Genomic DNA, 25659 nt, shown 5'->3' on the forward strand with positions numbered 1-25659 from the left:
GGGGGCTCCTTGGGTGCCGACGACGATGCGAGGCCGGCAGTGTGCCGGCGCGTTCCGTAGGGCCGGGTGAACGCCGCGCTCAGCGCCGCCGGCCGCGGCGCGCGCCGAGCTTGCGGGTGAGGGTGTTGCGGCCCAGGCCGAGCGCCGCGGCGGCGGCGCTGCGGTGGCCGCCGCTGTGGGCGAGCGCGGCCTCGAGCAGGATCCGGTCCAGGCGCGCGCGCGCCTGCGCGTGCAGCTCCGGCGCGCCGGCGGCCAGTTGCGCGCGCGCCCACTGCGCGAGCGCCTCCTCCCAGCGCTCGCCGCCGGTCCCGGTGGCGTCCACGGCGCGCTCGCCGAGCGCCGCGGCCACGTCCGCGCCGGTGATGGTCTTGCCCGGCGCCAGCGCGGCCAGGCGCCAGCACAGGTTCTCCAGCTCGCGCACGTTGCCCGGCCAGGCGTGCGCGCGCAGGCGCTCGAGCGCCTCCGGCGCGAACTGCTTGGCCGGCGCGTCCAGCCGCGCCGCGGCCACGGCGAGGAAGCGCTCGGCCAGCAGCGGCACGTCGTCGCGGCGCTCGCGCAGCGGCGGCAGGCGCAGCCGGACCACGTCCAGGCGGTGCAGCAGGTCGGCGCGGAAGCGGCCCTCGCCCACCAGCCGCTCCAGGTCCTGGTGGGTGGCCGCGATCACGCGCACGTCCACCGAGATCAGCTCGCGCCCGCCGACACGGAAGAACTCGCCCTCGGCCAGCACCCGCAGCAGCCGGGTCTGCAGCGGCAGCGGCATGTCGCCGATCTCGTCCAGGAACAGGGTGCCGCCATGGGCCTGCTCGAAGCGGCCGACGTGGCGCCGGGTGGCGCCGGTGAAGGCGCCGGCCTCGTGCCCGAACAGCTCGCTCTCCAGCAGCTCGGCAGGGATCGCGGCGGTGTTGAGCGCGACGAAGGGTTTGTGCGCGCGCGGCGACTCGCGGTGCAGCGCGCGCGCGACCAGCTCCTTGCCGGTGCCGGTCTCGCCGGTGATCAGCACCGACAGCGGCGCCTGCGCCAGGCGGCCGATGGCCCGGAACAGCTCGCGCATCGCCGGGGTGCGGCCGAGCAGGGTGGCCTCCACCGCCGCCTCGCCCGGGCGCGCGGGCGCCGGCGGCGCGGCCGCAGCCCGCGCCGGCAGCGCGCGCGCGGCCAGCGCCACCGCATCGTCGAGGTCGAAGGGTTTGGACAGGAATTCGTAGGCCCCGCCGCGGAATGCGCCGGCGGTGCTGGCCACGTCGGTGTAGGCGCTCATCACGATCACCGGCAGCGCCGGCTGCGCGGCCTTGAGTTTCTCCAGCAGCGCCAGGCCGTCCTCGCCGGGCATGCGCACGTCGGTGAACAGCAGGTCGGGCGCGGCGCGCCCGCGCAACGCGGCCAGCGCGTCGGCCGCGTTCTCGAACCCGTCCACGACGTAGCCGGCCTCGCGCAGCGCGGTGGCGAGCACGAAGCGCACCGCGCGGTCGTCGTCCACGATCCAGATCCGGGCGGGCTCAGCCGGCATGCGGGGTCTCCTCGGCGCCCAGCGGCAGCAGCAGGGTGAACACGGTGTGGCCCGGGCGCGAGCGGTAGGCGAGCGAGCCGCCGTGTTCGCGCGCCACCTGCTGCGCCAGCGCGAGCCCGAGCCCGGTGCCCTCGGCACGGCCGGTCACCAGCGGCAGGAAGATGCGTTCGGCCAGCTCCTCCGGCACCCCGCGGCCGTCGTCCACCACCTCCAGGCGCAGCACCAGCGGATGCACCGTCTCGCCGATCCGCACCGCGTGCTCGGCGCGGGTGCGCAGGGTGACGGTGGCCGCGCCAGCCTCGATCGCGTTGCGCACCAGGTTCCACAGTGCCTGGGTCAGGCGGTCGGCGTCGCCGGCCAGTTCCGGCAGCGAGGGGTCGTAGTCGCGCGCCAGCCGCACCGCCCAGCCGGCGTCGGCCTCGGCCAGCTTGAGCACCCGTTCGAGCACGGCGTGGATGTTGAGCGGCTCGAACGCGCGCGGCGGCGCCGGCACCAGCAGCCGGTCCAGCAACGTCGCCAGGCGGCCGACCTCGCTCTCGATCAGGGCGGTCAGGGCGCGTTCGTCGTCGTTGTCCGGCCGCGTCTCCGCGCGCCGCGCCAGCAACTGCGCCGCGCCCTTCAGCCCGGCGAGCGGGTTGCGCAGCTCGTGCGCCAGCCCCTTCAGCGCCGCGGCCAGCGCCCCCGGCAGGGCCAGTGCCGGATCCTCGCCCGGGAACTCCTCGACCGGGTGCGCCTCCAGCAGCCAGCCCCCGCCCTCGCGCCGGGACAGGACCACGTCGGCGAACCGCGGCGCCTCGGCGCCGGGAAAGGCCAGCGCCAGCCGCCGCAGCCGGACCAGCTCGCTGCCCGGCGTCTGCCCCAGGGCCCGCGCCAGCGCCGCGCCTTCGTGCTCCAGCGCCGCCAGCGGCACCCCCGGCAGCCGCCGCACGCTCACCCCCAGCCAGCGCGCACAGGCCAGGTTCGCCCCGGCGATGCGCCCGTCCGCCCCGGCCCAGGCCAGCGGCGTGCTCAGGTGGTCGAGGTCGGGGGGCGCGGGCATTGCACCAATGTAGGGCAAACCGCGCCGGCTCGCATCCGCGTCCTGCGACGGGCTTCGCTCTGGTCGGTCACAGGCGCTGCGGCTCTTTCCGAGGGGCCGGTCTGCGGGGGGTGTCGCGCCGAGCGCGCCATGGATGGCGCGCGCGCGAGTCAGGGCAGGAAGCCCTGACCGAGCGAAAAGCGACATCCCCCGCGGACCGGGCCCGGGCCGACCATGCATCCGGCGCCCGTGCCCGACGACCCTGTTGCGTCAGATCGTGTAGTACAGCTGGTACTCCAGCGGATGCGTGGCCGCGCGGAACTTGGTGACCTCCTGCATCTTCAGCGCGATGTAGCCGTCAATGAAGTCGTCGGAGAACACCCCGCCGGCCTTGAGGAACTCGCGGTCGGCGTCGAGCGCCTCCAGCGCCTGGTCGAGCGAGTGGCACACGGTCGGGATGCCCTTGGCCTCTTCCGGCGGCAGGTCGTACAGGTCCTTGTCCATCGCCTCGCCCGGATCGATCTGGTTCCGGATGCCGTCCAGGCCGGCCATCATCAGCGCGGCGAAGGTGAGGTAGCCCGACTGCATCGGGTCGGGGAAGCGGATCTCGATCCGGCGCGCCTTCGGGTTGGCCACGTACGGAATGCGGCACGAGGCCGAGCGGTTGCGCGCCGAGTACGCCAGCATCACCGGCGCCTCGAAGCCCGGCACCAGGCGCTTGTACGAATTGGTCGTCGAGTTGGCGAACGCGTTGATCGCGCGCGCGTGCCTGAAGATGCCGCCGATGTACCACAGCGCCAGCTGCGACAGGCCGCCGTAGCCGTCGCCGGAGAACAGGTTCACCCCGCCCTTGGCCAGCGACTGGTGCACGTGCATGCCGCTGCCGTTGTCGCCGACCAGCGGCTTGGGCATGAACGTCACCGTCTTGCCGTTGCGGAAGGCGACGTTCTTGATCACGTACTTCATGGTCAGCAGCTCGTCGGCCTTCTTCACCAGCGAGCTGAACCGGGTGCCGATCTCGCACTGGCCGGCGTTGGCGACCTCGTGGTGGTGGACCTCGACCTCGATGCCGACCTGGGCCAGGGTCTTGCACATCTCCGCGCGCAGGTCGTGCAGCGAATCCAGCGGCGGCACCGGGAAGTAGCCGCCCTTCACCATCGGCCGGTAGCCGGTGTTGCCGCCGGCGTACTCGCGGCCGGAGTTCCAGTGCGCCTCTTCCGAATCAATGTGGAAGAAGGTGTGGCCCATCTCGTTGCCGAAACGCACCGAGTCGAAGATGAAGAACTCGGGCTCGGGGCCGAAGAACGCCTGGTCGGCGATGCCGCTGGCCTTGAGGTAGGCCTCGGCGCGCCGGGCCACGCCGCGCGGATCGCGCGAGTAGGCCTGCATCGTCGCCGGGTCGAGCACGTCGCAGGTCAGCACCAGGGTCGGGTCGGCGGTGAACGGATCCAGGAACGCGGTGGACGGATCCGGCAGCAGCACCATGTCGGACTCGTTGATGCCCTTCCAGCCGGCGATCGAGCTGCCGTCGAACATCTTGCCGTCCTCGAACAGGGAAGGCTCGACGATCGAGGCGGGGAAGGTGACGTGGTGCTGCACGCCGCGCATGTCGGCGAAGCGCAGGTCGATCCATTCGACCTTGTGGTCCTTGACGAGCTTGTTGACGTGATCGAGGGACATGGCGGCTCCGTTGGGGCGAAGAGTGGGGAGTGGGCGGGAACGGGAAGGAACGGGATGAGGGTTAGCAAGGGGTGTGCCAACCCGGCGGACCACGCAACCCATTGATTGGCCGGGGCGCACGACAGAAACGGGGCCGGCCGGGCACTGTCTTGGTGCAGATGCGTCCAGCTTGCACTCTTCGTGTGCAAATCCGCCGATCGGCTATGCTGCGCGCCGCCCGTTCTTCCACGCCCGCCCATGTCCGACCTGCTGGCCGCGCTGCTGCTCGGCATCCTCGAAGGCATCACCGAGTTCCTGCCGATCTCGAGCACCGGCCACCTGCTGATCGCGCAGCACTGGCTGGGGCCGCGCTCGGACCTGTTCAACATCGTGATCCAGGCCGGCGCGATCCTCGCCATCAGCCTGGTGTACCGGCAGCGGCTGTGGGCGCTGGCGCACGGCCTGCACCGGCCGGAGACGCGCGACTACGCGCTCAAGATCGGCGCCGCGTTCGCGGTCACGGCGGCGGTCGGGATCCCGGTGCGGCTGCTCGGCTGGGAGCTGCCGGAGACGGTGACGCCGGTGGCCTGGGCGCTGATCCTGGGCGGGGTGTGGATGCTGCTGGCCGAACGCGTGGCCGAGCGTCGCCCCGACCGCACCGAGGCGACCTGGACCGTGGCGGTGCTGGTCGGCCTGGCGCAGGTGCTGGCCGGGGTGTTCCCCGGCACCTCGCGCAGCGCCGCGGCGATCTTCATGGCGATGCTGGCCGGGCTGAGCCGGCGCTCGGCCGCGGCGGAGTTCGCGTTCCTGGCCGGCATCCCGACCATGTTCGCGGCCAGCGCCTACGCTTTGGTCGAGTACGCCGCCACGCCCGGCGCCCCGCGCGAGGACTGGGGCGAACTCGCCGTCGCCTTCGCCGCCGCCACCGCGACCGGCTTCGCCACCGTGCGCTGGCTGCTCGGCTACATCTCCCGGCACCGCTTCACGCCGTTCGCGATCTACCGCTTCTGCCTCGGCGCGCTGCTGCTGTGGCTGCTGCCGGCGGGGCAGTGAGCGCGCTCAGCCCGCCACGCGCGGGTGCAGCGAGTAGGTGCCGTAGAGCGCGGTCTCGCCGAGCAGGTGGGCGTGCATGGCCTGGAACACGTCGGCGGCGGTGAAGCGCGCCGGCAGCGCCAGGCGCGGGGTGTCGAGCGCGAACAGGCGGAAGAAGTAGCGGTGCAGGCGCAGGTCGTTCGGCGGTGGATAGGGGCCGTCGTAGCCGTAGTAGTCGCCGCCCATATCGGCATCGCCGGCGAACCACCCGGTGTAGTCGTTCAGGCCCTGGCGCGCGCCGGGCGGGCCGGGCGGATTGCGCTTGCCGCGCGGGGTCACCCCGTCGCTGCAGCTGCCGGCCGCGATCGCGCGCACCTCGGCCGGGATGTCCGCCATCACCCAGTGCACGAACTCGGTGCGCGGCTGCTCGACCGGGATCTCCACCCCCGGCTTGCCCACCATCTCCGCCACGGTCGGCACGTCGGTGTCGATGCACATCAGCACGAACGAGCGGGTGCCGGCCGGCACCCCGTCCCAGGCCAGGTGCGGATTGCGGTTGCCGCCGAAACCGTCCGGCGTGCCCATCGCGAACTCGGCGGGAATGCGCTGGCGATGCTCGAAGCTCTCGCTCCAGATCCGCATGGCGGGGTCTCCTTCGGTTGGGTCAGGTCTCCGGGTAGCCGAGCCGGCGCGCCACCGGCGCCAGCAGGGCGAAGGCGTCGGCCAGCGGCTCGGCGTAGGCGCGCCAGCGGCCGGGCGGCAGCCGCGCCGGGCCGAGCGCCGCGCGCGGTGGCGGCGGCACCTCGCTCTCCAGCGCGGCGGTGATGGCCGCCGCCAACGCTTCGGGCCGGTCCAGCGCCTCGTCCAGGCGCAGCAGGCGGTGCGGGTGCAGGTTCTGCTCGTGCAGCGCGGCGACCTGTTGCAGCACCGGCGCCAGCCAGGCCGCGGCCGCCTGCGGCGACTCGAACGCGAGCCCGGCCGGCGCGCCGAAGGCGAGCCAGTCGAGCAGCATGTCGCGCGGGTCGCGCAGCGCGATCAGCAGCAGCGCCTCGGGCAGGTGCGGACGCAGCGCCTGCAGCAGGCCGTTGTCCCACCACGGCAGCCAGTCGATCAGCGCCTGGCCGGCGGGAACTCCGCGCGTAGCCAGCGTCGTGCGCCAGCCGGCGACCAGCGCCGCCGGATCCAGCTCGCCGGCGAGCAGGCGCGCGGCGCTGTCGGGCTGCTGCAGCGGATCCGCCGGCGGCTGCGGGCCGAAGCGGTCGGTCAGCAACGGCAGGCCCGCGTAGGCGCCGACAGCCACGAGTTGCTCGACTCCACTGCCCGGCGGGCCCCATAGCCATGCGATTGAGACCGCTCCGGACGCGGCGACGGCAGCCTCCGCCCACTCGACTCGAGGCGCGGTGGGCTGCGGCCGCGCAACCGCGAACGCCGTGACCTCGTCCTGCCGGACCATCCATGTGGCCACCGCCTCGTGCACGCGACCGGCACGATCCTGGGCGAAGCCGAGCCAGGCGCGCAACTCGCGCTGCAACCCGGCCTCGGCCGTGCGCTCGAGCAGCGCTTCCAGTTCAGCGATGGAGGCGGCGGGATCGGCCTCGATCAGATGTCCGACCGCCACGCGCAGGCGGGCGCCCGGGTGTTCCGGATCCTGCGCCAGGATGCGCCGTGCCACCGCCAGCGCCGCGTCGGTTTCGCCGGCACTGTCGTGCATGGCGGCGAGCGCTTCGAGTGCAGCGATCGCCTCCGGCATCGCCTGCAGCCAGCGTTCGAGCACCACCCGCGCTTCGGCGCTGGCCGCCGTCTCCACCGCCAGCCGCGCCTGCCACAGGGACATGTCCGTCGACCGCCGCGCGAGCGCCGCGTCCAGCCGTTCGCGGGCGCGGGAGCGCTCCCCCAGCCGGCGCCAGGCCTCGAACAGCAAGCCGAGCGTGCGTGGATCCTCGGGCATCGATTCGAATGCCGCTTCGAGCTGTTCGCGCGCAGCTTCGTCGCGGCCGGCGGCGAGCAGCCACTCGCCGATCTGGCGCCTCACGCCGGGCGTGGCGGTCTGCGACTCGGCCAGCAATGGTTCAAGTTCGGCCACCGCCTCGTCGGGCCGCCCCTGGCGCCCGACGATGTCGGCCAGCAGGGCACGCTGCACCGGACTCGCCTGGCCCGGCGCCGCCGCGAGCACGCTGCGAAACGCTTGTTCGGCGAAGGCCAGGTGCCCCTGGGCCAGGAAGGCAAACCCGAGCCCGTTGCGCAACACCGGATCGTCGGGCATGGCGCGCGTGGCCGCGGTCAGCAGCCGGATCGCATCCTCGGCACGCCCGCGACGCAGTGCGATCAGGCCCTCCAGCCCGACCACCTGCGGGTGGTCGGGGGCCAGGCGCGCGGCCAGTCGCATCTGCCGCTCGGCCTCGTCGGCATCGCCGCGGCCCAACGCCAGGTGCGCCTGCAGCAGATAGGCGGGGAACTGGTTGGGGTCGAGGCTGACGCTGCGCGCCAGCGCGGCCTGGGCCGCGTCGAGCTGGCGCGTGCCGAGCAGCAGGCCGGCACGGGCCAGGTGCAGCTCCGGCTCCTCGGGCGCGAGCGCGAGCGCGCGATCGAGGCTCTCCAGCGCCGCGGCCGCCTCCCCTTGCTGGCGCAGGGCGAGGGCCAGCACATGGTGCGCCTTCGGGTCGTCCGGGCGGGCGGCGACCGCCTCGCGCGCGGCGGTGAGGGCGTCGGCGACCGCGCCGCGGCGCAGGGCCTCGAGGATGGCGTCGTACATGGGGCTTCCGGCAACACGGGAGCCGGCCATTGTAGCCGCGCTCAGTCGCCGTCCCCGGCCAGGTGCGCAGCGACCCAGTGCTCGGCGTAGCCGTCGCCGCGCCAGGAGGTGAGGAAGCCGCAATGGCCGCCGTGGGCGGCGATCTCGACCTGCGCGATCGGCGGCAGCTGCCAGCGGTGGAAGTCCTCGACCGGGATCACCGGGTCGTCGGCCGCGGTCAGCACCCGTGCCGGCACCCGCAGCCTGGCCAGGCGGTCGCCGGCGATGGTGTAGCCGTGGAAGTAGTCCTCGAGCGAGGCGAACTCGGTGTGGCGCTCGACCAGCCAGCGGGTGAGCGTGCGCATGTCCAGGCCGAGGGTGCGCTCGTCGATCGCGTGCCGCTGCGGGAACAGGGCGCGCTTGCGCCGCAGCGAGCGGGTCCACTTGCGCTGGAAGTAGGCGTGGTACAGGCCCAGGCCCGCCTCCATCACCGCCAGCGTGCGCGCCGGGTCCAGCACCGGGCAGACCGCGGCCACGCGCGCGAGCGGCAGCCCCGCCTCCGGCGCGCGCAGCGCCAGGCGCAGGGCGAAGTTGCCGCCCAGCGAGTAGCCCGCCGCCACCAGCGGCCGTGTCGGGAAGCGCGCGGCCACCGCGCATGCGGCCCGCACCACCTCGTCGATCCGATTGGAGTGGAACAGCTCCTCGTTGAGGTGGTGGGTATCGCCGTGGTCGCGGAAGTTGAGCCGGAACACCTCGAAGCCGCGCGCCAGCAGCGCGGCCGCGGTCAGGCGCATGTAGCTCGATTCGGCGCTGCCCTCCCAGCCGTGCAGCAGCAGCGCCAGGCCGCGCGGCGCCAGCCCGGGCCGGGTGCTGTGCACGCCCTGCAGGCACACCCCGTCGCCGGCGTCCACCAGGTGCATGGTCGAGACCGCGCCCAGTGCCTGCAGCCGGCGCTGCCCCTGCCGGCGGCGCAAGGGACTGGTGCCGAGCACCGACTGCAGGTGCGGATTGCGCAGCGCGCGCGGGGGGCGGTAGGGCGATTCGTGGAGGATCGGCATCGGCCGCACACGATAGCGCGCGCAGCGTGGAGCGTCCGTCGCGCTCAGGCGGGCGCCGGGGCGTGGACCGCGGGTCGGGATGCGCCTTCCATCACCGCGACGATGCGCTCGCGGGCCAGGTCGGCGATCTGGCGCCGGCCGCCGGCGGTGGCGGTGTCGATGGGTTCCAGGAACCACACCTCCACCGTGCGCCCGGGCTCGCCGAGCAGGCGCAGGAAGTTGTGGAAGAAGCTCTCGCCGGGCCGGAACGCAACCGCAGTCTGGGCCTGGCCGTGCTCGCCGTAGCGCAACGCCACCGGCTGCACGCGCACGCCGGCCTCGACTGCGGCGAGGAAGATGCGGGCGTGGAACGGCCCGACCTCGCGCCCGTCGCGGGTGCGGCCCTCCGGGAACACGCCCACCGAGCGCCCGGCGCGCAGCCGCGCCAGCATCTCGTGCAGCACGCCGCCGAGCGACTCGCTGCTGCCGCGCTCGTGGAAGATGGTCTCGCCGCGCGCGGCCAGCCAGCCCACCAGCGGCCAGCCGCTGATCTCGCGCTTGGCGACGAAGCCCATCATGCGCTGGCTGTGCAGGGCGACGATGTCGAGCCAGCTGACGTGGTTGGCGACGAACACCACCGGGCCGCGCAGCGGGGTGCCGAAGCGGCGCAGGCGGAAGCCGAACACGTGCATCAGCCCGCCCTGCCAGAAACGCACCATGCGGTATTCGAGCGGTTCGCCGTCGAGCCGGATGCGCCCCCACGGCGGCAGCATCAGCAGCAGGGTCAGCGGCAGGTGCACGACCACGTGCCACAGCAGCATGGGCACGCGCAGCAGGTAGCGCAGCGCGCGCGCGTAGGCGGCATCGGCGGCGGGGGAGCTCATCGCATCACGATAGCGGAAGCGCCGCGGCCGCGGCCACCGCTCAGGCGCCGCCGCGCAGCACGGCCACGGTCAGGCGCGAGACGCAGACCAGGCGCCCGGCCTGGTCCTCGATCCGGATCTCCCACACCTGGGTCTGGCGGCCCAGGTGCAGGGGCCGGGCGGTGCCGGTGACGGTGCCCTCGCGCACCGCGCGCAGGTGGTTGGCGTTGATCTCGATGCCCACGCAGCGTTCGCCCTCGGCCACGCACAGCATCGCGGCGCTGCTGCCGAGGGTCTCGGCCAGCAGCACCGAGGCGCCGCCGTGGAGCAGGCCGTAGGGCTGGCGGGTGCGCGCGTCCACCGGCATGGTCGCGCGCAGCCAGTCGGGGCCGAGCTCGGTGAACACGATCCCGAGCGGCTCCATCGCGGTGCCGGCCGACAGGGCGTTGAGCGCCTCGACGCTGCTCCCGGGGCGGAACGGGGAACGCGGGTTCAAGCGTCCGCTCAGGCGAAGCGGAACATGCCCGGGCGCCAGGTGCGGGCGTAGCTGCGGTGTCCGCCGGCGTAGCCGCTGCTGCTGCCGTAGCCGGTGCCGTAGTCGCGCTCGCGGCGGCGGTGCATGCGCTCGATCAGTTCGTTGCGGCGGCTGTCGAGCCAGTCGGCGTGACCCACCGCCTCCGGCTTGAGGCCGCGGCGCTCTGCCTCCTGCTGGCGGAAGTCGCAGAAGTCGTCGTAGGCGTCGAGTTCGTGCTTCAGCTCGCGCACGCACAACTCGATCATGATCGCGTCGTCGAGGAAGCCGAGCACGGCGACGTGGTCGGGGATGACGTCCTTGGGGTCGCAGAAGTAGACCAGGGCCGAGAGCACGCGCTGGCGGTCCTCCTCGGGCAGGGCCCAGCCTTCGTCGCGCAGCATCGCGATCATGTCGTCCAGGCGCAGCAGGCGCTGCAGGATGAAGTCGGGCAGGCGGGTCTGCTGGGCCTGGGCAAGCAGCTTGCCGGCGGCCTCGATGATTTCCTCGGCGGAACGGTGCGTGGCGGCCTGCTTGGCGGCGGCCATGGCCTGGTGGAAGTGCTCGAGATCCTGGTCGGTCAGTTCGATGTGCAGGGAGAGGGCCATGGCGCAGATCCGTCGAAGTCGCGTAGGAGCGGCAGACTAGGCCGCGGCTCGGCGTGGCGTCAATGCGACGGGGCTGGCGTGCGCTTCATCGCTTCGGACGGGGGCGCCGGTCTGCCTGGGGTGGGGGTCGCCGCGCGGGCTCCGCGTCCGGCTCCGACATGCGGCCGCGCGCCCGTGCCGCAGCGGTGCCTCCCGCGCAATCAGAGAATCGGCGCCAGCCCCGCCCCGAACGCGGTGAAGATGCGGGTGGTCAGGCCCTTCAGCCCCAGGCTGACCTCGGGGAAATCGCCGACCGGGCGATGGCAGCGGCGGAAGTCGGGGTGGTCGCGCGGCACCGGGAACGGGCAGTCCGGGCCGGGCACGAACTCGTAGCTGGTCGCATAGCGCGTCGGCCACAGGTCGAACACCGGCAGGTGCTCGGACAGCTTGCCCAGCGAATAGTCCAGGCCCGAGAACACCGGCGGCTTGTCGCGCGGCGCGATCACCCACGCGTTCGCCGGCGCCATGTCGCGGCGGATGCTCGCCGCCAGCGCGCGCGCGAACGCCGCGTCGGGGATCACCACCGCACTCTCGGTGTTGTAGCCGTCGCCGCGCGGATCGAAGTTGTGCGTGCCGATCACCCCCACCCGCTCGTCCACCACCAGCGACTTGGCATGCAGACCGATGCGCGTGCCCCCGCGCTGCAGCGGCACCCGCTCGTTCGCGCCGCTGCCGAAATAGCGCGCGGCCGTGTTCTCCCGCTCCAGCGGCGTGCGTCGCGGCGTGCGCCGGACCGCGCTGCCGCGGTCGAAGCGTGCCGGCGCCGCCGGCGGCGCCGGCGGCGGAACCCCGGCGCGTGCCATCGCCAGGTTCACCGGCGCATCGGCCGGGAACGGCTTGTACTCGTAGATGTGGAAGCCGAAATCGCGCAGGTAGCGGCGCTTGTACTTGTGCGACAGCGCATAGACGATGAACGCGTCGGTCGCCGCCAGGCTGTTGGTCGAGATCTTCACCCGCGGCGCATCGGGCCGCTGGTGCATCGCCTCGAACATGCGCTGCGCCGGCTTGCTCAGCACCAGGTACGGCGTCTGCAGCAGCACCTCCTCGCGCGCCGACTCGATCAGCCCGCGCAGGCCGTGGCCGGTGCCGTTGGCGTAGGCGGGCGCCTCGCGCCCGTGCTTGTCCGGCAGGTCGGCCAGGAACTCCACCGTCCCCACCGGCAGCGCCGCCGCGGCCAGCGCCTGCGTCCGCGCCGGATCGTCGGCCGCGCGCGAGACCGCCTCGACCCGCTCCGGCACCGCATACCCGCGCCGCGGCAGTTCCGGCACGCCGCGGCGCAGCAGCCAGCGGCCGACGTCGCCGAGCTGCTCGGCCGGCACGCTCCGGGGCGCGACCCAGAAGGCCTCGAAGTTGTCCGCCATCGCCCGCACCGCCGGGCCGGCGACCAGCACGTCGCGGTCGCGGAAGTTGTAGTCGGGGTTCCAGTCGTAATAGTCGTTCTGGTAGTTGCGCCCGCCGGTGATCGCCACCGCGCGGTCCACCACCAGCAGCTTGCTGTGCATGCGCTGGTTGAGCCGGCGCCAGCAGCACACCGAGGCCAGCAGGTATTCGGGGTAACTCAGGCGCGCGTGCCCAAGCACCGGGTTGTACACCCGCAGGCGGAAGTTGGCGTGCGCGGCGGCGAGCGCGGCCAGCGTACGCACGTCCTCCAGCGCCGAGAGCTGGTCGATCAGCACCCGCACCTGCACCCCGCGCCGCGCCGCGGCCAGCAGCTCCTCCAGCACCAGGCGCCCGGCGTCGTCCTCGGAGAAGATGTAGGTCTGCAGATCAATGCTGTGGCGGGCGCCGCGGATCAGGTCCAGGCGCGCGAGCAGCGCGTCCTCGCCGCGGTCCAGGATCAGGGCGTGGTGGCGCGGCGCCTCCGGGGTGGAGGCGGCGAAGGCCTGGCCGGCGAGCGCGCGCAGCGGCGAGGGCCGCGCGCAGGCGTCCTCGCGAGGGCAGTCGAGCGTGGTCGGGCGCGCCCGGTCGGCCACCAGCGCCGCCTGCACCCGCTCGTCGTGCGAGAGGGTCGCGCAGCCGGAGGCGAGCAGCGCCAGCACCAGCAGCAGGGACCGGACGACGCCACTCACGGCACCGGCTCCGTGCGCACCTCGAGCAGCAGGTCCACGCGGTCGCGCAGCACCATGCGCCAGCTCGGCATGCCGTACTCGTCGCGCGAGAGCTGGCCGCGCACCACGATCGCGCATTCCCGCCCGGGCACGGCGCAGGCCGCCGGCGCCAGGGTCAGGCGCTCGCGCCGGCTCCGCCCGCGCACGGTCAGCAGGCCCTCGAGCGTGCCGCCGGCGTGCAAGAGCTGCGGCGGATAGGGATCGGAGAGGAAGTACAGGAACGGATGGCGCTCGGCGTCGAAGAACCGCGGCCCGCGCGCGAAGGCGGTGTAGCGCGGGTGGTCGGCGATCTCGACCGCGCGCGCGTCCAGCCATATGCGCACGCGGCGGCGGCCGTCGGCCAGCGCCTCGACCTCGCCGCCGACCCGCGGGCAGATCCCGCGCAGGGTCTGGCCCCAGCGCAGGTACAGCAGGAATTCGCAACGCGAGGCCGCCGCGATCTGCACGCCGGCGTCGGGGGCCGCCGCAACCGGCGCCGGCGGCGCCTCCGCCGCGGGCGCGAGCAGCGCCAGCAGGCCGACCAGCCAGGTTGCGCCCATCCCGTCCCCGCCTACGGCCACCAGAACGCGGCCAGGCGCGCGATCCCGGGTTCCAGGGCCTGGCCCGGCGGGAACTGCAGCACCGCCACCCCCGCCGGCGGCATGCCGCGGTAGTCGCCGCTCTGGCCGCTGTGCATCAGCGCCACCAGCTGCTCCAGGCCGGGGTTGTGGCCCACGATCATCAACCGGCCGATCTCGGCGTGCGCGTCGGCGAGCCCGGCCAGGGCGCCGGGCGTGGCCTCGTAGATCGCAGGCTCCAGGCGCTGGTCCACGTAGCCGATGGTGCCCAGCACCGCCTCCAGCGTCTCGCGCGCGCGCCGCGCCGGCGAGCACAGCACGCAGTCCGGAATCAGCGTGCGCTCGCGCAGCCAGCGCCCGGCGGCTTCGGCCTCCGCCAGGCCTTCGGGTGAGAGCGGCCGGTCCAGGTCGGCCTGGCCCGCGGCCGCGGGCTGGGCATGGGCATGGCGCAGCAGGATCAGTTCACGCATGGAGGCAGGGCCGGCGGCGGGGATGGCCAGAGTGTAGCGGCCCGCCCGCGCCGCCCGACCGCGCGTTGCTCCCGCCGTGCAGCCGGCGTTGCGGCTCGGGCGCGGTCAGCGCCGCAACCACTTCAGCAACGGCGCCCAGTCGTCCTGGTGCTCGCGCACCTGTGCCGAGTGGTAGTCGAACAGGCTGCGGCCGAGCCCGGCGAGCAGCACGTAGGCCTGGGTGTCGCGCAGCTGCGCGACCAGCGGATACGGCCACTGCTCGAGGGTGGCGATGCTCTGCTGCGAGGCCGAGGTCCACGGCCGCAAGCGGTTGCCGACCAGGCCCACCGGCAGCCGGCCCTTCTTCACCCGCGCGTGCCGGGCGAGCGTGTTCAGGAACGGCACGGTGGCCTCCAGATCTATCACCGAGGGCAGCACCGGCACCACGACCGCGTCGGCGACGTCGAGGAAGTGCGCGAGCTCGGCGCCGTGCGCGCCGGCGGCGGCGTCGATCACCACCTGCTGCGCATCGCCCGGCACGCGCCGGTCCCAGTCGCGGCGGGTGCCGTCCACCGGCAGCACCGCATGCGCATGCGCGGCGCGTTTTTCCGCCCAGTGCCGGGCCGAGCCCTGGCGGTCGGCGTCCACCAGCACCGTGCGCCTGCCGGCCACCGCGAAGTGCGCGGCGAGGTTGGTGGAAAGCGTGGTCTTGCCCACGCCGCCCTTGGAACTGGCCACGAGCACCGTCTTCATTCCGACCTCCGGCTGCGGTGGAAGCCGCAGGGTACCCGAGCCCCCGCGGCTTTGCCCGGCCGGCCCGGCGCGGCGGTCAGTACCCGGCCGCCTGCCCGTCCTTGCGCGACTCCGACGCGCCGACGTAGCCGCCGTGCGGGTTGACCATGATCGCCTGGTAGCCGCCGTAGGGGCCGTCGGCGAAGCGCACGCTGTGGCCCTTGCGCATCAGGGCGCGGATGGTCTCGTAGGGAAAGCCGGTCTCCAGGTCCACCTCGCCGCCGTCGGCCATCGGCGTGGCCTGGCCGGCCGGCTCGGTGGAACCGTCGTGCTGGATCCGCGGCGCGTCGCCGGCCTCCTGCAGGTTCATGCCGAAGTCGATCAGGTTGAGCAGGATCTGCACATGGCCCTGCGGCTGCATCGCCCCGCCCATCACGCCGAAGGACAGCCAGGGCTTGCCGCCCTTGGTCACGAAGGCGGGGATGATGGTGTGGAACGGGCGCTTGCCCGGCGCGAAGGCATTGGGGTGGCCGGCCTTCAGCACGAACTGCTCGCCGCGGTCCTGGAAGATGAAGCCCAGCCCCGGCGGCGCCATGCCGCTGCCCATGCCGCGGTAGTTGGACTGGATCAGCGAGACCATCATGCCGTCGGCGTCGGCGGTGGTGAGGTAGATGGTGTCGCCCTCGTCGAGCTGCGGGATCACGCCCGGCTCGGCCGCGCGCATCGCCCGCTCCATCGAGATCAGCTTGCGCCGCTCGGCCGCGTATTCGTCCGAGAGCAGCTTCGCCACCGGCGTGCGGTAGAAGTCCGGATCGGCGTAGGACGCGGCGCGGTCGGCGAAGGCGAGCTTCTTGGCCTCGACGAACAGGTGCACGTGCTCGGGGCTGCCGAAGCCGTACTTCGCCAGGTCGTAGCCTTCCAGGATCTGCAGCATCTGCAGCGCGGCGATGCCCTGGCCGTTCGGCGGCAGCTCCCACACGTCGTAACCGCGGTAGTTCACGCTCACCGGCTCGACCCACTCGCCGCGGTGCGCGGCCAGGTCCTCGTAGGACAGGAACCCGCCGTGGGCCTTGAAGTAGGCGTCGATGACGCGCGCGATCTCGCCCTTGTAGAACGCATCGCGCCCGCCGCGCGCGATCTTCTCCAGGGTGTTGGCGAGGTTGGGGTTGCGCCAGATCTCGCCGGTGCGCGGGGCGCGGCGTGCACCGGGCGTGTCGCCGGCCACGGTGAACTGCTCGGCGAAACCCGGCCACTTCGACAGCACCGGCACCGAGCGGTCCCAGTAGTAGGCGATGGTCTCGTGCACCGGATGGCCTTCGCGCGCGTAACGGATCGCGGGGGCGAGGTTCTCGGCCATCGGCCGCTTGCCGAACCGCGCGTGCAGCGCGAACCAGGCGTCCACCGTGCCCGGCACGGTCACCGGCAGCGGGCCGTGCGCGGGCACCTCGGTCAGGCCGCGGCGCTGGAACTCGGCCAGGGTCAGCGATTTCGGCGAGCGGCCGGAGCCGTTGTAGCCGTACAGCTTGTTCGTCTTCGGATCCCACACGATCGCGAACAGGTCGCCGCCGATACCGTTGCCGGTGGGCTCCATCAGCCCGAGCGCGGCGTTGGCGGCGATCGCCGCGTCCACCGCGCTGCCGCCCCGCTGCATCACGTCGAGCGCGATCTGGGTGGCGAGCGGATGCGAGGTCGCGGCCATCGCGTGCGGGGCATAGACCTCGCTGCGGGTGGCGAAGGGGCGGCCGGTGATGCGGTCGGCGGCGGACGCGGGCGCGGCCGCGGCCAGGGTCAGGGCGAGGGCGAGCAGGCAGGCGCGCATCGGACGAATTCCTCCGTGGGGGCCGGCGGATGGTAGCGCCGGCGCTGTGCAGGCTCGGTGCGGTGGCGTATGGCCGCGGCCGGGCCCGGCCGGGGCCGCTGCTACAATTTCGCCCCTTTTCTCCCGCGGATTCCGCGCCGGACACGGCCGATTCCGCCGCCTTCGCCGTCGCAGGCCCGCCCATGACCACCGCCTCCGCTTCCCGCTCCCCCGCCGCCGCCGCGGTGGACCGCGACTACACCCTCGACGACAAGTACACCCGCCTGGAAGGCCGGATCTACCTCTCCGGCGTGCAGGCGCTGGTGCGGCTGCCGCTGATGCAGCGCGTGCGCGACCAGGCCGCCGGCCTGAACACCGCCGGCTTCGTCTCCGGCTACCGCGGCTCGCCGCTCGGCGGCTTCGACCTGGAGCTGTGGCGGGCGAAGAAGCACCTGGAGCGCGCGGGGGTGAAGTTCACCCCGGGCCTGAACGAGGACCTGGGCGCGACCATGGTCTGGGGCACGCAGCAGATCGGGCTGTGGCCCGGCGCGAAGCACGACGGCGTGTTCGGCATGTGGTACGGCAAGGGCCCCGGCGTGGACCGCTGCGGCGACGTGTTCAAGCACGCCAACGCCGCCGGCACCTCCAGGCATGGCGGCGTGCTCGCGCTCGCCGCCGACGACCACGCCTGCCGCAGCTCGACCCTGCCGCACGGCTCGGAGCACGAGTTCGTCAGCGCGATGATGCCGGTGCTCAATCCGGCCGGCGTGCAGGAGATCCTCGACCTCGGCCTCATCGGCTGGGCGATGAGCCGCTTCACCGGCCGCTGGGTCGGCTTCAAGACGATCGCCGAAACCGTGGAGTCGTCGGCGTCGGTGGACGTCGATCCGCTGGCGCTGCAGATCGTGCTGCCGGAGGACTTCGAGCTGCCGCCGGGCGGGCTCAACATCCGCTGGCCGGATCCGCCGCTGGAGCAGGAGATGCGCCTGCACCAGTACGCGGTCAAGGCGGCGCAGGCGTTCGCGCGCGCCAACCGGATCGATCGCATCGTCATCGATTCGCCGAACCCGCGGCTGGGCATCATCACCACCGGCAAGAGCTACCTCGACGTGCTGCAGGCCCTGGAGTACCTCGGGCTCGACGCGCGCGCCTGCGCCGATCTCGGCATCCGCGTCTACAAGGTGGCGATGACCTGGCCGCTGGAGCCGGTCGGTCTGCGCCGTTTCGTGCAGGGCCTGTCCGACATCGTGGTGGTGGAGGAGAAGCACGCCTTCATCGAGAGCCAGATGAAGGAGCAGATGTACAACTGGCCGGAGCGCCCGAGCATCGTCGGCAAGTACGACGAGGCCGGCGAATGGATTCTGCCGTCGACCTCGGAGCTGACGCCGGCGCGCATCGCGCGGGTGATCGCGCGCCGCATCCAGCGCTTCCACAATTCCGAGCACATCGAGAACGTGCTGCGCTGGATGGCCGAGAAGGAATCCGAGCTCGCGCTGCCGCGCGCGCAGTTCCCGCGCGTGCCGCACTACTGCTCCGGCTGCCCGCACAACACCTCGACCGTGGTGCCGGACGGCTCGCGCGCGCTCGGCGGCATCGGCTGCCATTACATGGTCACGTGGATGGACCGCAGCACCGACACCTTCACCCACATGGGCGGCGAAGGCGTCACCTGGGCGGGGCAGGCGCCGTTCACCCGGACGCCGCACGTGTTCCAGAACCTCGGCGACGGCACCTACTTCCACAGCGGCTCGCTGGCGATCCGCCAGTCGATCGCCGCCGGGGTCAACATCACCTACAAGATCCTCTACAACGACGCGGTGGCGATGACCGGCGGCCAGCCGGTGGACGGCGTGCTGAGCGTGCCGCAGATCGCCCACCAGGTGCGCGCCGAGGGCGTGCAGACGATCGTGGTGCTGTCCGACGACATCGCGAAGTGGTCGGACCCGTCGATCTTCCCGAGCGGCGTCGAATTCTTCGACCGCAAGGAACTGGACGCCGTGCAGAAGCGCCTGCGCGAGACGCCGGGCGTGACGGTGCTGATCTACGATCAGACCTGCGCCACCGAGAAGCGTCGCCGCCGCAAGCGCGGCAAGATGCCGGATCCGAACAAGCGCGTCGTCATCAACTCGCTGGTGTGCGAGGGCTGCGGCGACTGCGGCAAGAAGTCGTTCTGCGTCTCGGTGCTGCCGAAGGAGACCGAGTTCGGCCGCAAGCGCGAGATCGACCAGTCGAACTGCAACAAGGACTTCTCCTGCGTCAACGGCTTCTGCCCGAGCTTCGTCACGGTGGAAGGCGGCCAGCTGCGCAAGCAGAAGGGTTCGAACGCGAAGGACCGGCTGGCGAACCTGCCGATGCCGCAACTGCCGGCGCTCGACCGGCCGTGGAACATCCTGATCACCGGCGTCGGCGGTACCGGCGTGGTCACCATCGGCGCGCTGCTCGGCATGGCCGGCCACCTCGAAGGCAAGGGCGCGAGCGTGCTCGACCAGACCGGGTTGGCGCAGAAGGGCGGTGCGGTCACCACTCACGTGCGGATCGCCAACACGCCGGCCGACATCCACGCCGTGCGCATCGCCGCGGGCGAAGCCGACCTCGTGCTCGGCTGCGACATGGTGGTGGTCAACGATTACTGGGCGCTGTCGAAGATCCGCGCCGACCGCACCCAGGTCGTGCTCAACACCTACGAGGCGATGCCGGGCACGTTCACCACCCGGCCGGACATGAAGTTCCCGGCCGCCGACATCGTCGCCGCGGTGCGCACCGCGCTCGGCGGGCGCGATCCGCTGCAGGTCGATGCCACCCAGCTCGCCACCGCGCTGCTCGGCGATGCGATCGCCACCAACCTGTTCATGCTCGGCTACGCCTGGCAGCGCGGGCTGGTCCCGGTGACGTTCGAGGCGCTGATGCGCGCGATCGAACTCAACGGCGCGGCGGTGGAGATGAACAAGACCGCGTTCGCCTGGGGGCGCCTGGCCGCGCTCGACATGCGCGCGGTGCTCGACGCCGCCGGCATCGCGCCGAGCGCACCGAATGCCGGCAACGCGCTCGACCTGCCGGTGCTGAAGCCGGGCGAGTGGGAAGGCCACGAGTGGGGCGCGAACGTGGCGCCGAAGCCCGTGCGCGAGACCGACGAGCTGCGCCACGTGCCGTCGCACGGCGGCGGCGAAGTGGCGTTCCTGCCGCTCGACGACGCGCGCCTGTCGCGCTCGCTGGACGAGCTGATCGCGCGCCGCGTCGCGTTCCTCACCGACTACCAGAACGCCGCCTACGCCAAGCGCTACGCCGACCTCGTCGCCAGGGTGCGCGCGGTGGAAAGCGCCAAGGCGCCGGGCAGCACCGACCTCACCGAGGCGGTGGCGCGCTACGCGTTCAAGCTGATGGCCTACAAGGACGAGTACGAGGTCGCGCGCCTGTACACCAGCGGCGAGTTCCAGCGCCGCCTGGCGCAGCAGTTCGAGGGCGACTTCAAACTGAAGTTCCACCTCGCCCCGCCGCTGCTGGCGAAGAAGGACGCCGAGGGCCGGCTGGTCAAGCGCGAGTACGGCCCGTGGGTGTTCACCGCGTTCAGGCTGCTGGCGAAACTGCGCCGCCTGCGCGGCACCGCGCTCGACGTGTTCGGCTACACCGAGGAGCGCCGGACCGAACGCCGCCTGATCGAGGACTACTTCGCCACCGTCGAGCGCCTGCTGGCCCGGCTGGATGCGTCCAACCTCGCCCTCGCCGCCGAGATCGCCGCCATCCCCGAGCACATCCGCGGCTACGGCCACGTCAAGGACGCCCACCTGCGCCAGGCCAAGGCCCGCGAGGCCGAACTGCTGGCGCGCTGGGAGGCGCCCGCGGCGGCGCCGGCACGGGCGGCATGAGGCGGATTGGGGCGGCCCGGCTGCAACGCCGGGCGCCATGGATTATCTATTCACAATAGCCGGCGGGTCATTTTTCTAACACACTGTTTTGAAAAGAATCAGCGGCGCTAGCCGGCTTGATTTTCTATTCCATATCTATTCAAATTCGGTCATGGACGACCCCCGCCTGCTCCACCTGGAAACCCTGTTGCGCCAGCGCAGCCCGCAGACGGCCGCCGCGCTGGCAGCGGCGCTGGGGGTCAGCCAGCCCACCCTGTCGCGGCTGATCGCGGCGGCCGGGGAGCGGATCGTCCGCATCGGCCGGGCCCGGGCCAGCCGCTATGCGCTGGCTCGCGCGATCGGCCGGGCCGGCACGCGCTGGCCGGTGTACCGGCTCGGCCCGGACGGCCGGTCCGAGCGTGTGGGCGAGCTGCGCGCCCTGTACGGCGAAGGCTTCCATTTCGCCCCCGAGCGCCCCCTGCCGGCCTTCCTGGCACCGCCGTTCGCCGACGGCCGTTTCCCCGGCCTGCCCTGGTTCCTGGACGACCAGCGCCCGCAGGGCTTCCTCGGCCGCGCCTTCGCCCGGCGCGTCGCCGCCGACATCGGCGCACCGACCGACCTGCTGCGCTGGCAGGCCGACGACGTCGTGCTGGCCCTGCTGCGGCACGGCAGCGACGCGCCCGGCGACCTGGTGCTCGGCGAATCCGCCCTGCAACGCGCGCTCCAGGACCGGCTCTCCCCGCCGGCGGCGATTCCAGTCGAGGCCCGGGCGCAGCACTACGCGGCGCTGGCCGAGACTGTGTTGCACGGCGAGCTGGTCGGCTCTTCAGCGGCCGGCGAGCAGCCCAAGTTCACCGCGCTGCTGCGCGTGGCCGAGGGCCACCACGCCGTGATCGTGAAGTTCAGCGAGCGCACCGACACGCCCGGCGGCCGCCGCTGGGCCGACCTGCTGGCCTGCGAGCACCTGGCCGGGGAAGCCCTGCGCGCGGCCGGCCTGCCCGCCGCCCACAGCGCGCTGCTCGACGCCGACGGTCGCCGGTTCCTGCAGTCGCTGCGCTTCGACCGCACGCCCGCGCTCGGCCGCCGCGGCCTGGTGTCGCTGGCCGCGCTGGATGCCGCCTGCCACGGCCACGGCCGGATCGAATGGTGGAAGTACGCCACGCAGCTCGAACGCGAACGCTGGCTGGCCGCCGAGGACGCGCACCGGCTGCGCGTGCTGGGGTGGTTCGGTGTCCTGATCGCCAACAGCGACATGCACCTGGGCAACGTCGCCCTGCACCTGGACGACACCCGGCCGCTGGCGCTGTGTCCGGCCTACGACATGCTCCCCATGCACTTCCGCCCCAGTGCCGGCGGCGAGGTCGTGCCCCGCGAGTACGCCGTGGTGCTGCCCGCACCCGAGCACCGCGACGACTGGCATGCGGCGGCACGCATCGCCCACCGGTTCTGGCAGCACGCCGCCGACGCGACCATGATCTCCCCCGCGTTCCGCGCCATCGCCGCCGGCGCCGCCGCGGCACTGACCCATGCGATCGCGCGGGTCTGACCCGGCCCGCCCTGCTGTGCAGGCGCTCAACCGAAACGCGCGAGCCAGCTCACCGGATCGAGCAGGCAATGGGCGTCGATCCGGCCGGGCAGCATGAACAGCTTCGGAGCCCTGCGGAACTCGAATACCCGGTAGAGCTGGAACTGCTCGCGACAGGCGTCCGAGCATGCCAGTTCATTGCGACTGACATAGAACGGCGTTTCCTGCCCGAACGCGGTGGTCTTGACCTCGATATAGCGCTCGCGACCGTCCGCGTCGAACGACAGCACGTCGTAGCCGAGGCCATCGCCTCGGGTCCTCGACACATGTTCGACCCGTTCACTCAAACGTGACAGGCCGAGCGCGTGCAAGCGCCTGCTCTCGAACTCGGCCACGAACAGTTCTCCGGCCATGCCCAGCGAACGGTTCCGTGCCTCACGCGCCAGATAATCGCGCCGGACAGGAATGGCTGCGCTGGCGTAGCGCGGTCGTGCAGGCTCCACCACCCGCACGGCAATCGGCGGGGGCTCGACCAGGATCTCTGCCGGTTCATGCAGCAGCGGCACCGCCGCCGGCTGTTCCACGGCCGTCAATGCCGCGCGATCGAACAACTCGTCGGCCGCCAGCCGCTCCTGCACGACCTCGAACAGCAGCTGCTGGTAATGCGGCAGCGGTTTGTAGCCGGCGATGTAAGGACACTCCAACTCCAGCAGCACCTGGCTGATGTTCTGGTGCTTGCGTTCGATCGCTCCCTCGCTGCGGCCGTCCAGCCGCGCCGCCAACGCACGCCGATGCTCGGATTTGTTGTAGCGCTGCCCGGACAGTTCGAGCGTGAGCATGTGGAAATAGTCCGCCACGCAGGCTTCGACTTCGACGCGGGACCAATCCCCTCCGGACATGCCGCCTCCTCCCGAGCGGGCCGCGGCCTCCACGCCGGCAGCCTGCGGACTATTTACCAGGACAGCGCACAGCTCGCGCCTGCCATCCCTGTGCAGCGGATGCCTTGACGGCGCGCCCACACCGCGCCGCGCAGGCTGCGAGCGTCCGCCTCTTGGAGACTGCCCATGCGCGCCCTGGCCTGCTCGTTCGTGACCGGCTGTGCCCTCGCCGCCTGTGCGCCGATGCCGCCGCCCCCGCCGGCGGTGGCGCAGTGCGACGCCTCGCGCGCCGGGTGGGCGGTGGGGCAGCGGCCGGATCCGGAGGTGGTGGAGCGGATCCGGCTCGACACCGGCAGCCGTTCCGCGCGCGTGCTGTATCCGGACACGATGGTGACGATGGAGTTCAACCCGGAGCGGGTGAACGTGCGCGTCAACGAGCGCGGCGCGATCGTCGCCATCACCTGCGGCTGAGCGCGGCGGGCGCGCTCAGGCCGGGTCGGCGGCGGGCGCGGCCGCGGGCTGCGGCAGGCGCGCGTGGCGCCAGGCCACGGCGAAGGCGAGCAGCAGCAGCGCGCCGGCGAGCAGGAACGCGATCCCGGGCAGCGGCAGCGGCGCGCGCGGGCCGATGAACCAGCCGAACGCGCCGGCGAACAGCGCCGGGGCCGCGATCCCGGCCAGCGCGGTCAGGCTCATCAGCGCGCCCTGGATCCGGCCCTGCACCTCGGCGCCCACCTGGCGCGTGATCAGGGCCTGGGTCGCCGGCGCGGCGATCGCCCACAGCGCGCTGACCGGCAGGCCGGCCAGGAACCAGGCGCCGCTCGCAGCCAGGCCGTACACGGCGAAGCCGGCCGCGCCGCAGGCCAGACCCAGCAGCAGCGCGCGGCGCTCGCCGATGCGCCGCACCAGGCGGCCGATCAGCACCGCGTTGACCAGCACGCTGAGCACGCCGACCGCAGCCAGCACGTAGCCGACCTCCTTCTGCCCCCAGCCGTAACGCACGTCGGCGTACAGCACGAACGTGCTCGGGTAGACGTAGTGCGCCATGTTGGCCAGGAACACCACCGCGGCCAGGCCCAGCACCTGGCGCTGGTGCGCCAGCAGCCTGAGCGCGCCGAGCGGGTTGGCGTGCGCCCAGTCGAAGCGCGGCGCGCGGCGTTCGCGCGGCAGCGACTCGGGCAGCACGAACCAGCCGTACAGGAAGTTCAGCAGCGCCAGCGCCGCCGCGGCCCAGAACGGCAGGCGCAGGTGGATCTCGCCGAGCACGCCGCCGAGCAGCGGCCCGACGATGAAGCCCAGGCCGAACGCGGCGCCGACCAGGCCGAAGCTTTTCGCCCGCTGCGCCGGATCGGTGACGTCGGCGATGTAGGCGTTGGCGGTGGTGAAGCTGGCCGAGGTCATCGCCGAGATCACCCGCCCGAGCAGCAGCCAGCCCAGCGACGGCGCCAGCGCCATCAGCACGAAGTCCAGGCCGAGCCCCAGGCACGAGAGCAGGATCACCGGACGCCGGCCGTAGCGGTCCGACAGCGCGCCCTGGATCGGCGAGCACACGAACTGGATCGCCGCGAACAGGGTGCCGAACACGCCGACCCAGTACGCTGCGCGCGAGGTGTCGCCGCCGACGAAGTCCTCGATCAGGTGCGGCAGCACCGGGATGATGACCCCGAACGCCAGCACGTCCACCAGCACGGTGACGAAGATGAAGGCGAGCGCGGCCCGGCGCGCGCCGCCGTCGGCGACGGAAATCATGGGGCGGAAGGGGCAGGGACGTGGGGAGGGCGCAGTCTAGCGCCCGAGGCCGACGTCAATGAAGGCGAGGAACTCGGCGCGGGTGCGGGCGTCGTCGCGGAAGCTGCCGAGCATGCGCGAGGTGATCATGCTCACCCCGCGCTTGTGCACGCCGCGGGTGGTCATGCACTCGTGGGTGGCCTCGATCACCACGCCCACGCCGCGCGGCGAGAGCGCGCGCTGGATGCAGTCGGCGATCTGCGCGGTCATCTTCTCCTGCACCTGGAAGCGGCGCGCGTAGGCGTCCACCACCCGGGCCAGCTTGCTGATGCCCACCACCTTGCCGTCGGGCAGGTAGCCGACGTGGGCCTTGCCGACGATCGGCGCCATGTGGTGCTCGCAGTGGCTCTCGAACTCGATGTCGCGCAGCACGATCATCTCGTCGTAGCCCTCGACCTCCTCGAAGGTGCGGCGCAGGTAGTCGTCGGGGTCGAGCGCGTAGCCGCTGAACCAGTCGCGGTAGGCCTTGACCACGCGCTTGGGCGTCTCCAGCAGCCCTTCGCGCGCGGGGTCGTCGCCGGCCCAGCGCAGCAGCGTGCGCACGGCCTCCTCGGCCTGTTCGCGGGTGACCTCGTGCGGATGCTTGCTCATGGCGCCGGCGGATGCGGAAACGGGCGCGTCATGGTAGCTCGGCGGGTGGGGGTGGGGGTGGTTTTTGCCACGGATGAGCACGGATAAAGCCAAGGACGGAGAGTGAGCTGCCGGACCTCGGGCCTGCGACGCGAACCGTCGTGCTCCATCAGGGCGCGGAAACGGGTCGGCCTACCGCTGCACGGAAGTGCTCCGCCACCTTCCCCAGGCGGCACGGCGAACATCCGCTGTCTCCCCTCTTTGTGCCTTATCCGTGCTCATCCGTGGTGGATTCAATTGGTCATCGCAACGGTAGCCTAACTGCCCCCTTGGGGGGAGGTACCGATGGCACGACGTGGACGACCGGGGCTGCCCGATGGGATGAGGCAGCAAGTGTGGCTGCTTTGGAAGCA

At 72.7% G+C, this 25659-nt stretch carries 21 protein-coding genes; 4 read left to right on the plus strand and 17 right to left on the minus strand.

The features are described from left to right. Positions 1-79: 79 nt before the first annotated feature. The 3 genes from ntrC to glnA all read right to left on the minus strand — a co-directional run bounded on the left by ntrC (position 80) and on the right by glnA (position 4202). A complete protein-coding gene (ntrC, locus tag FPV26_RS10605) occupies positions 80-1504 on the minus strand; it encodes a nitrogen regulation protein NR(I) (RefSeq protein ID WP_147653856.1) in 1425 nt (474 codons plus the stop codon). Further along, complete coding sequence (locus FPV26_RS10610; RefSeq protein WP_147653857.1) at positions 1494-2543, minus strand: two-component system sensor histidine kinase NtrB; 1050 nt, start codon at positions 2541-2543, stop codon at positions 1494-1496. Before FPV26_RS10610 ends, ntrC begins: the two co-directional genes overlap by 11 nt. Positions 2544-2792: 249 nt before the next feature. Further along, positions 2793-4202, minus strand: coding sequence for a type I glutamate--ammonia ligase (gene glnA / locus FPV26_RS10615; protein WP_147653858.1), 1410 nt, complete (start codon positions 4200-4202; stop codon positions 2793-2795). Between the two features lie 237 nt (positions 4203-4439). Between glnA and FPV26_RS10620 the strand changes: the two genes are divergently transcribed. Beyond that, positions 4440-5234, plus strand: coding sequence for an undecaprenyl-diphosphate phosphatase (locus FPV26_RS10620; RefSeq protein WP_147653859.1), 795 nt, complete (start codon positions 4440-4442; stop codon positions 5232-5234). A gap of 6 nt (positions 5235-5240) precedes the next feature. Here FPV26_RS10620 and FPV26_RS10625 read toward each other — a convergent pair whose 3' ends face one another. The 11 genes from FPV26_RS10625 to ggt form a co-directional block, all read right to left on the minus strand. Further along, positions 5241-5855 (minus strand): YbhB/YbcL family Raf kinase inhibitor-like protein, encoded by a 615-nt coding sequence (locus tag FPV26_RS10625; RefSeq protein ID WP_147653860.1) that lies wholly within the window; start codon positions 5853-5855, stop codon positions 5241-5243. A 22-nt stretch (positions 5856-5877) separates the two neighbouring features. Further along, positions 5878-7965, minus strand: a complete 2088-nt coding sequence (locus FPV26_RS10630) for a tetratricopeptide repeat protein (protein ID WP_181952638.1) — start codon at positions 7963-7965, stop codon at positions 5878-5880. A gap of 41 nt (positions 7966-8006) precedes the next feature. Next, positions 8007-9002 (minus strand): YheT family hydrolase, encoded by a 996-nt coding sequence (locus tag FPV26_RS10635; RefSeq protein ID WP_147653862.1) that lies wholly within the window; start codon positions 9000-9002, stop codon positions 8007-8009. Between the two features lie 44 nt (positions 9003-9046). Then, positions 9047-9865 carry a lysophospholipid acyltransferase family protein gene (locus FPV26_RS10640; RefSeq protein WP_147653863.1) on the minus strand — a complete coding sequence of 273 codons (819 nt, stop codon included), beginning with the start codon at positions 9863-9865 and terminating at the stop codon, positions 9047-9049. A 40-nt stretch (positions 9866-9905) separates the two neighbouring features. Then, entirely contained in the window at positions 9906-10268 is a 363-nt protein-coding gene (locus FPV26_RS10645; protein WP_147653878.1) for a hotdog fold thioesterase, read from the minus strand. A gap of 80 nt (positions 10269-10348) precedes the next feature. Next, positions 10349-10963 carry a YkvA family protein gene (locus tag FPV26_RS10650; protein ID WP_147653864.1) on the minus strand — a complete coding sequence of 205 codons (615 nt, stop codon included), beginning with the start codon at positions 10961-10963 and terminating at the stop codon, positions 10349-10351. 200 nt (positions 10964-11163) lie between these two features. Then, positions 11164-13071 carry a phospholipase D family protein gene (locus FPV26_RS10655; protein ID WP_147653865.1) on the minus strand — a complete coding sequence of 636 codons (1908 nt, stop codon included), beginning with the start codon at positions 13069-13071 and terminating at the stop codon, positions 11164-11166. Beyond that, complete coding sequence (locus tag FPV26_RS10660) at positions 13068-13649, minus strand: YceI family protein (RefSeq protein WP_147653866.1); 582 nt, start codon at positions 13647-13649, stop codon at positions 13068-13070. Before FPV26_RS10660 ends, FPV26_RS10655 begins: the two co-directional genes overlap by 4 nt. A gap of 11 nt (positions 13650-13660) precedes the next feature. Next, positions 13661-14137, minus strand: coding sequence for a SixA phosphatase family protein (locus tag FPV26_RS10665; protein WP_147653867.1), 477 nt, complete (start codon positions 14135-14137; stop codon positions 13661-13663). Between the two features lie 105 nt (positions 14138-14242). Then, positions 14243-14869 carry a ParA family protein gene (locus tag FPV26_RS10670; protein WP_147653868.1) on the minus strand — a complete coding sequence of 209 codons (627 nt, stop codon included), beginning with the start codon at positions 14867-14869 and terminating at the stop codon, positions 14243-14245. Positions 14870-14945: 76 nt separating this feature from the next. Further along, the gene (gene ggt, locus FPV26_RS10675; protein WP_147653869.1) at positions 14946-16667 is read right to left on the minus strand and encodes a gamma-glutamyltransferase; all 1722 of its coding nucleotides are present in this window, start codon (positions 16665-16667) and stop codon (positions 14946-14948) included. Positions 16668-16849: 182 nt separating this feature from the next. Here ggt and FPV26_RS10680 point away from each other — a divergent pair, with 182 nt between their 5' ends. Together FPV26_RS10680 and yjjJ are read left to right on the plus strand one after the other, a co-directional pair. After that, positions 16850-20509: an indolepyruvate ferredoxin oxidoreductase family protein gene (locus FPV26_RS10680; RefSeq protein ID WP_147653870.1), complete on the plus strand. Its 3660-nt coding sequence runs from the start codon at positions 16850-16852 to the stop codon at positions 20507-20509. Positions 20510-20660: 151 nt separating this feature from the next. Further along, on the plus strand, positions 20661-22034 hold the full coding sequence (yjjJ, locus tag FPV26_RS10685; RefSeq protein WP_147653871.1) for a type II toxin-antitoxin system HipA family toxin YjjJ: 1374 nt from the start codon (positions 20661-20663) through the stop codon (positions 22032-22034). Positions 22035-22060: 26 nt separating this feature from the next. Here yjjJ and FPV26_RS10690 read toward each other — a convergent pair whose 3' ends face one another. Beyond that, a complete protein-coding gene (locus FPV26_RS10690; RefSeq protein WP_246109270.1) occupies positions 22061-22852 on the minus strand; it encodes a protein NO VEIN domain-containing protein in 792 nt (263 codons plus the stop codon). A gap of 225 nt (positions 22853-23077) precedes the next feature. Here FPV26_RS10690 and FPV26_RS10695 point away from each other — a divergent pair, with 225 nt between their 5' ends. After that, the gene (locus FPV26_RS10695) at positions 23078-23362 is read left to right on the plus strand and encodes an I78 family peptidase inhibitor (protein WP_147653873.1); all 285 of its coding nucleotides are present in this window, start codon (positions 23078-23080) and stop codon (positions 23360-23362) included. Positions 23363-23377: 15 nt separating this feature from the next. Here FPV26_RS10695 and FPV26_RS10700 read toward each other — a convergent pair whose 3' ends face one another. Continuing rightward, positions 23378-24637: a TCR/Tet family MFS transporter gene (locus FPV26_RS10700; protein WP_147653874.1), complete on the minus strand. Its 1260-nt coding sequence runs from the start codon at positions 24635-24637 to the stop codon at positions 23378-23380. A 36-nt stretch (positions 24638-24673) separates the two neighbouring features. Beyond that, complete coding sequence (gene folE / locus FPV26_RS10705; protein ID WP_147653875.1) at positions 24674-25267, minus strand: GTP cyclohydrolase I FolE; 594 nt, start codon at positions 25265-25267, stop codon at positions 24674-24676. Positions 25268-25659: the final 392 nt, after the last annotated feature.

Origin of the sequence: Vulcaniibacterium gelatinicum, assembly GCF_008033445.1 — a bacterium.
Taxonomy (GTDB): Bacteria; Pseudomonadota; Gammaproteobacteria; order Xanthomonadales; family Xanthomonadaceae; genus Vulcaniibacterium_B; species Vulcaniibacterium_B gelatinicum.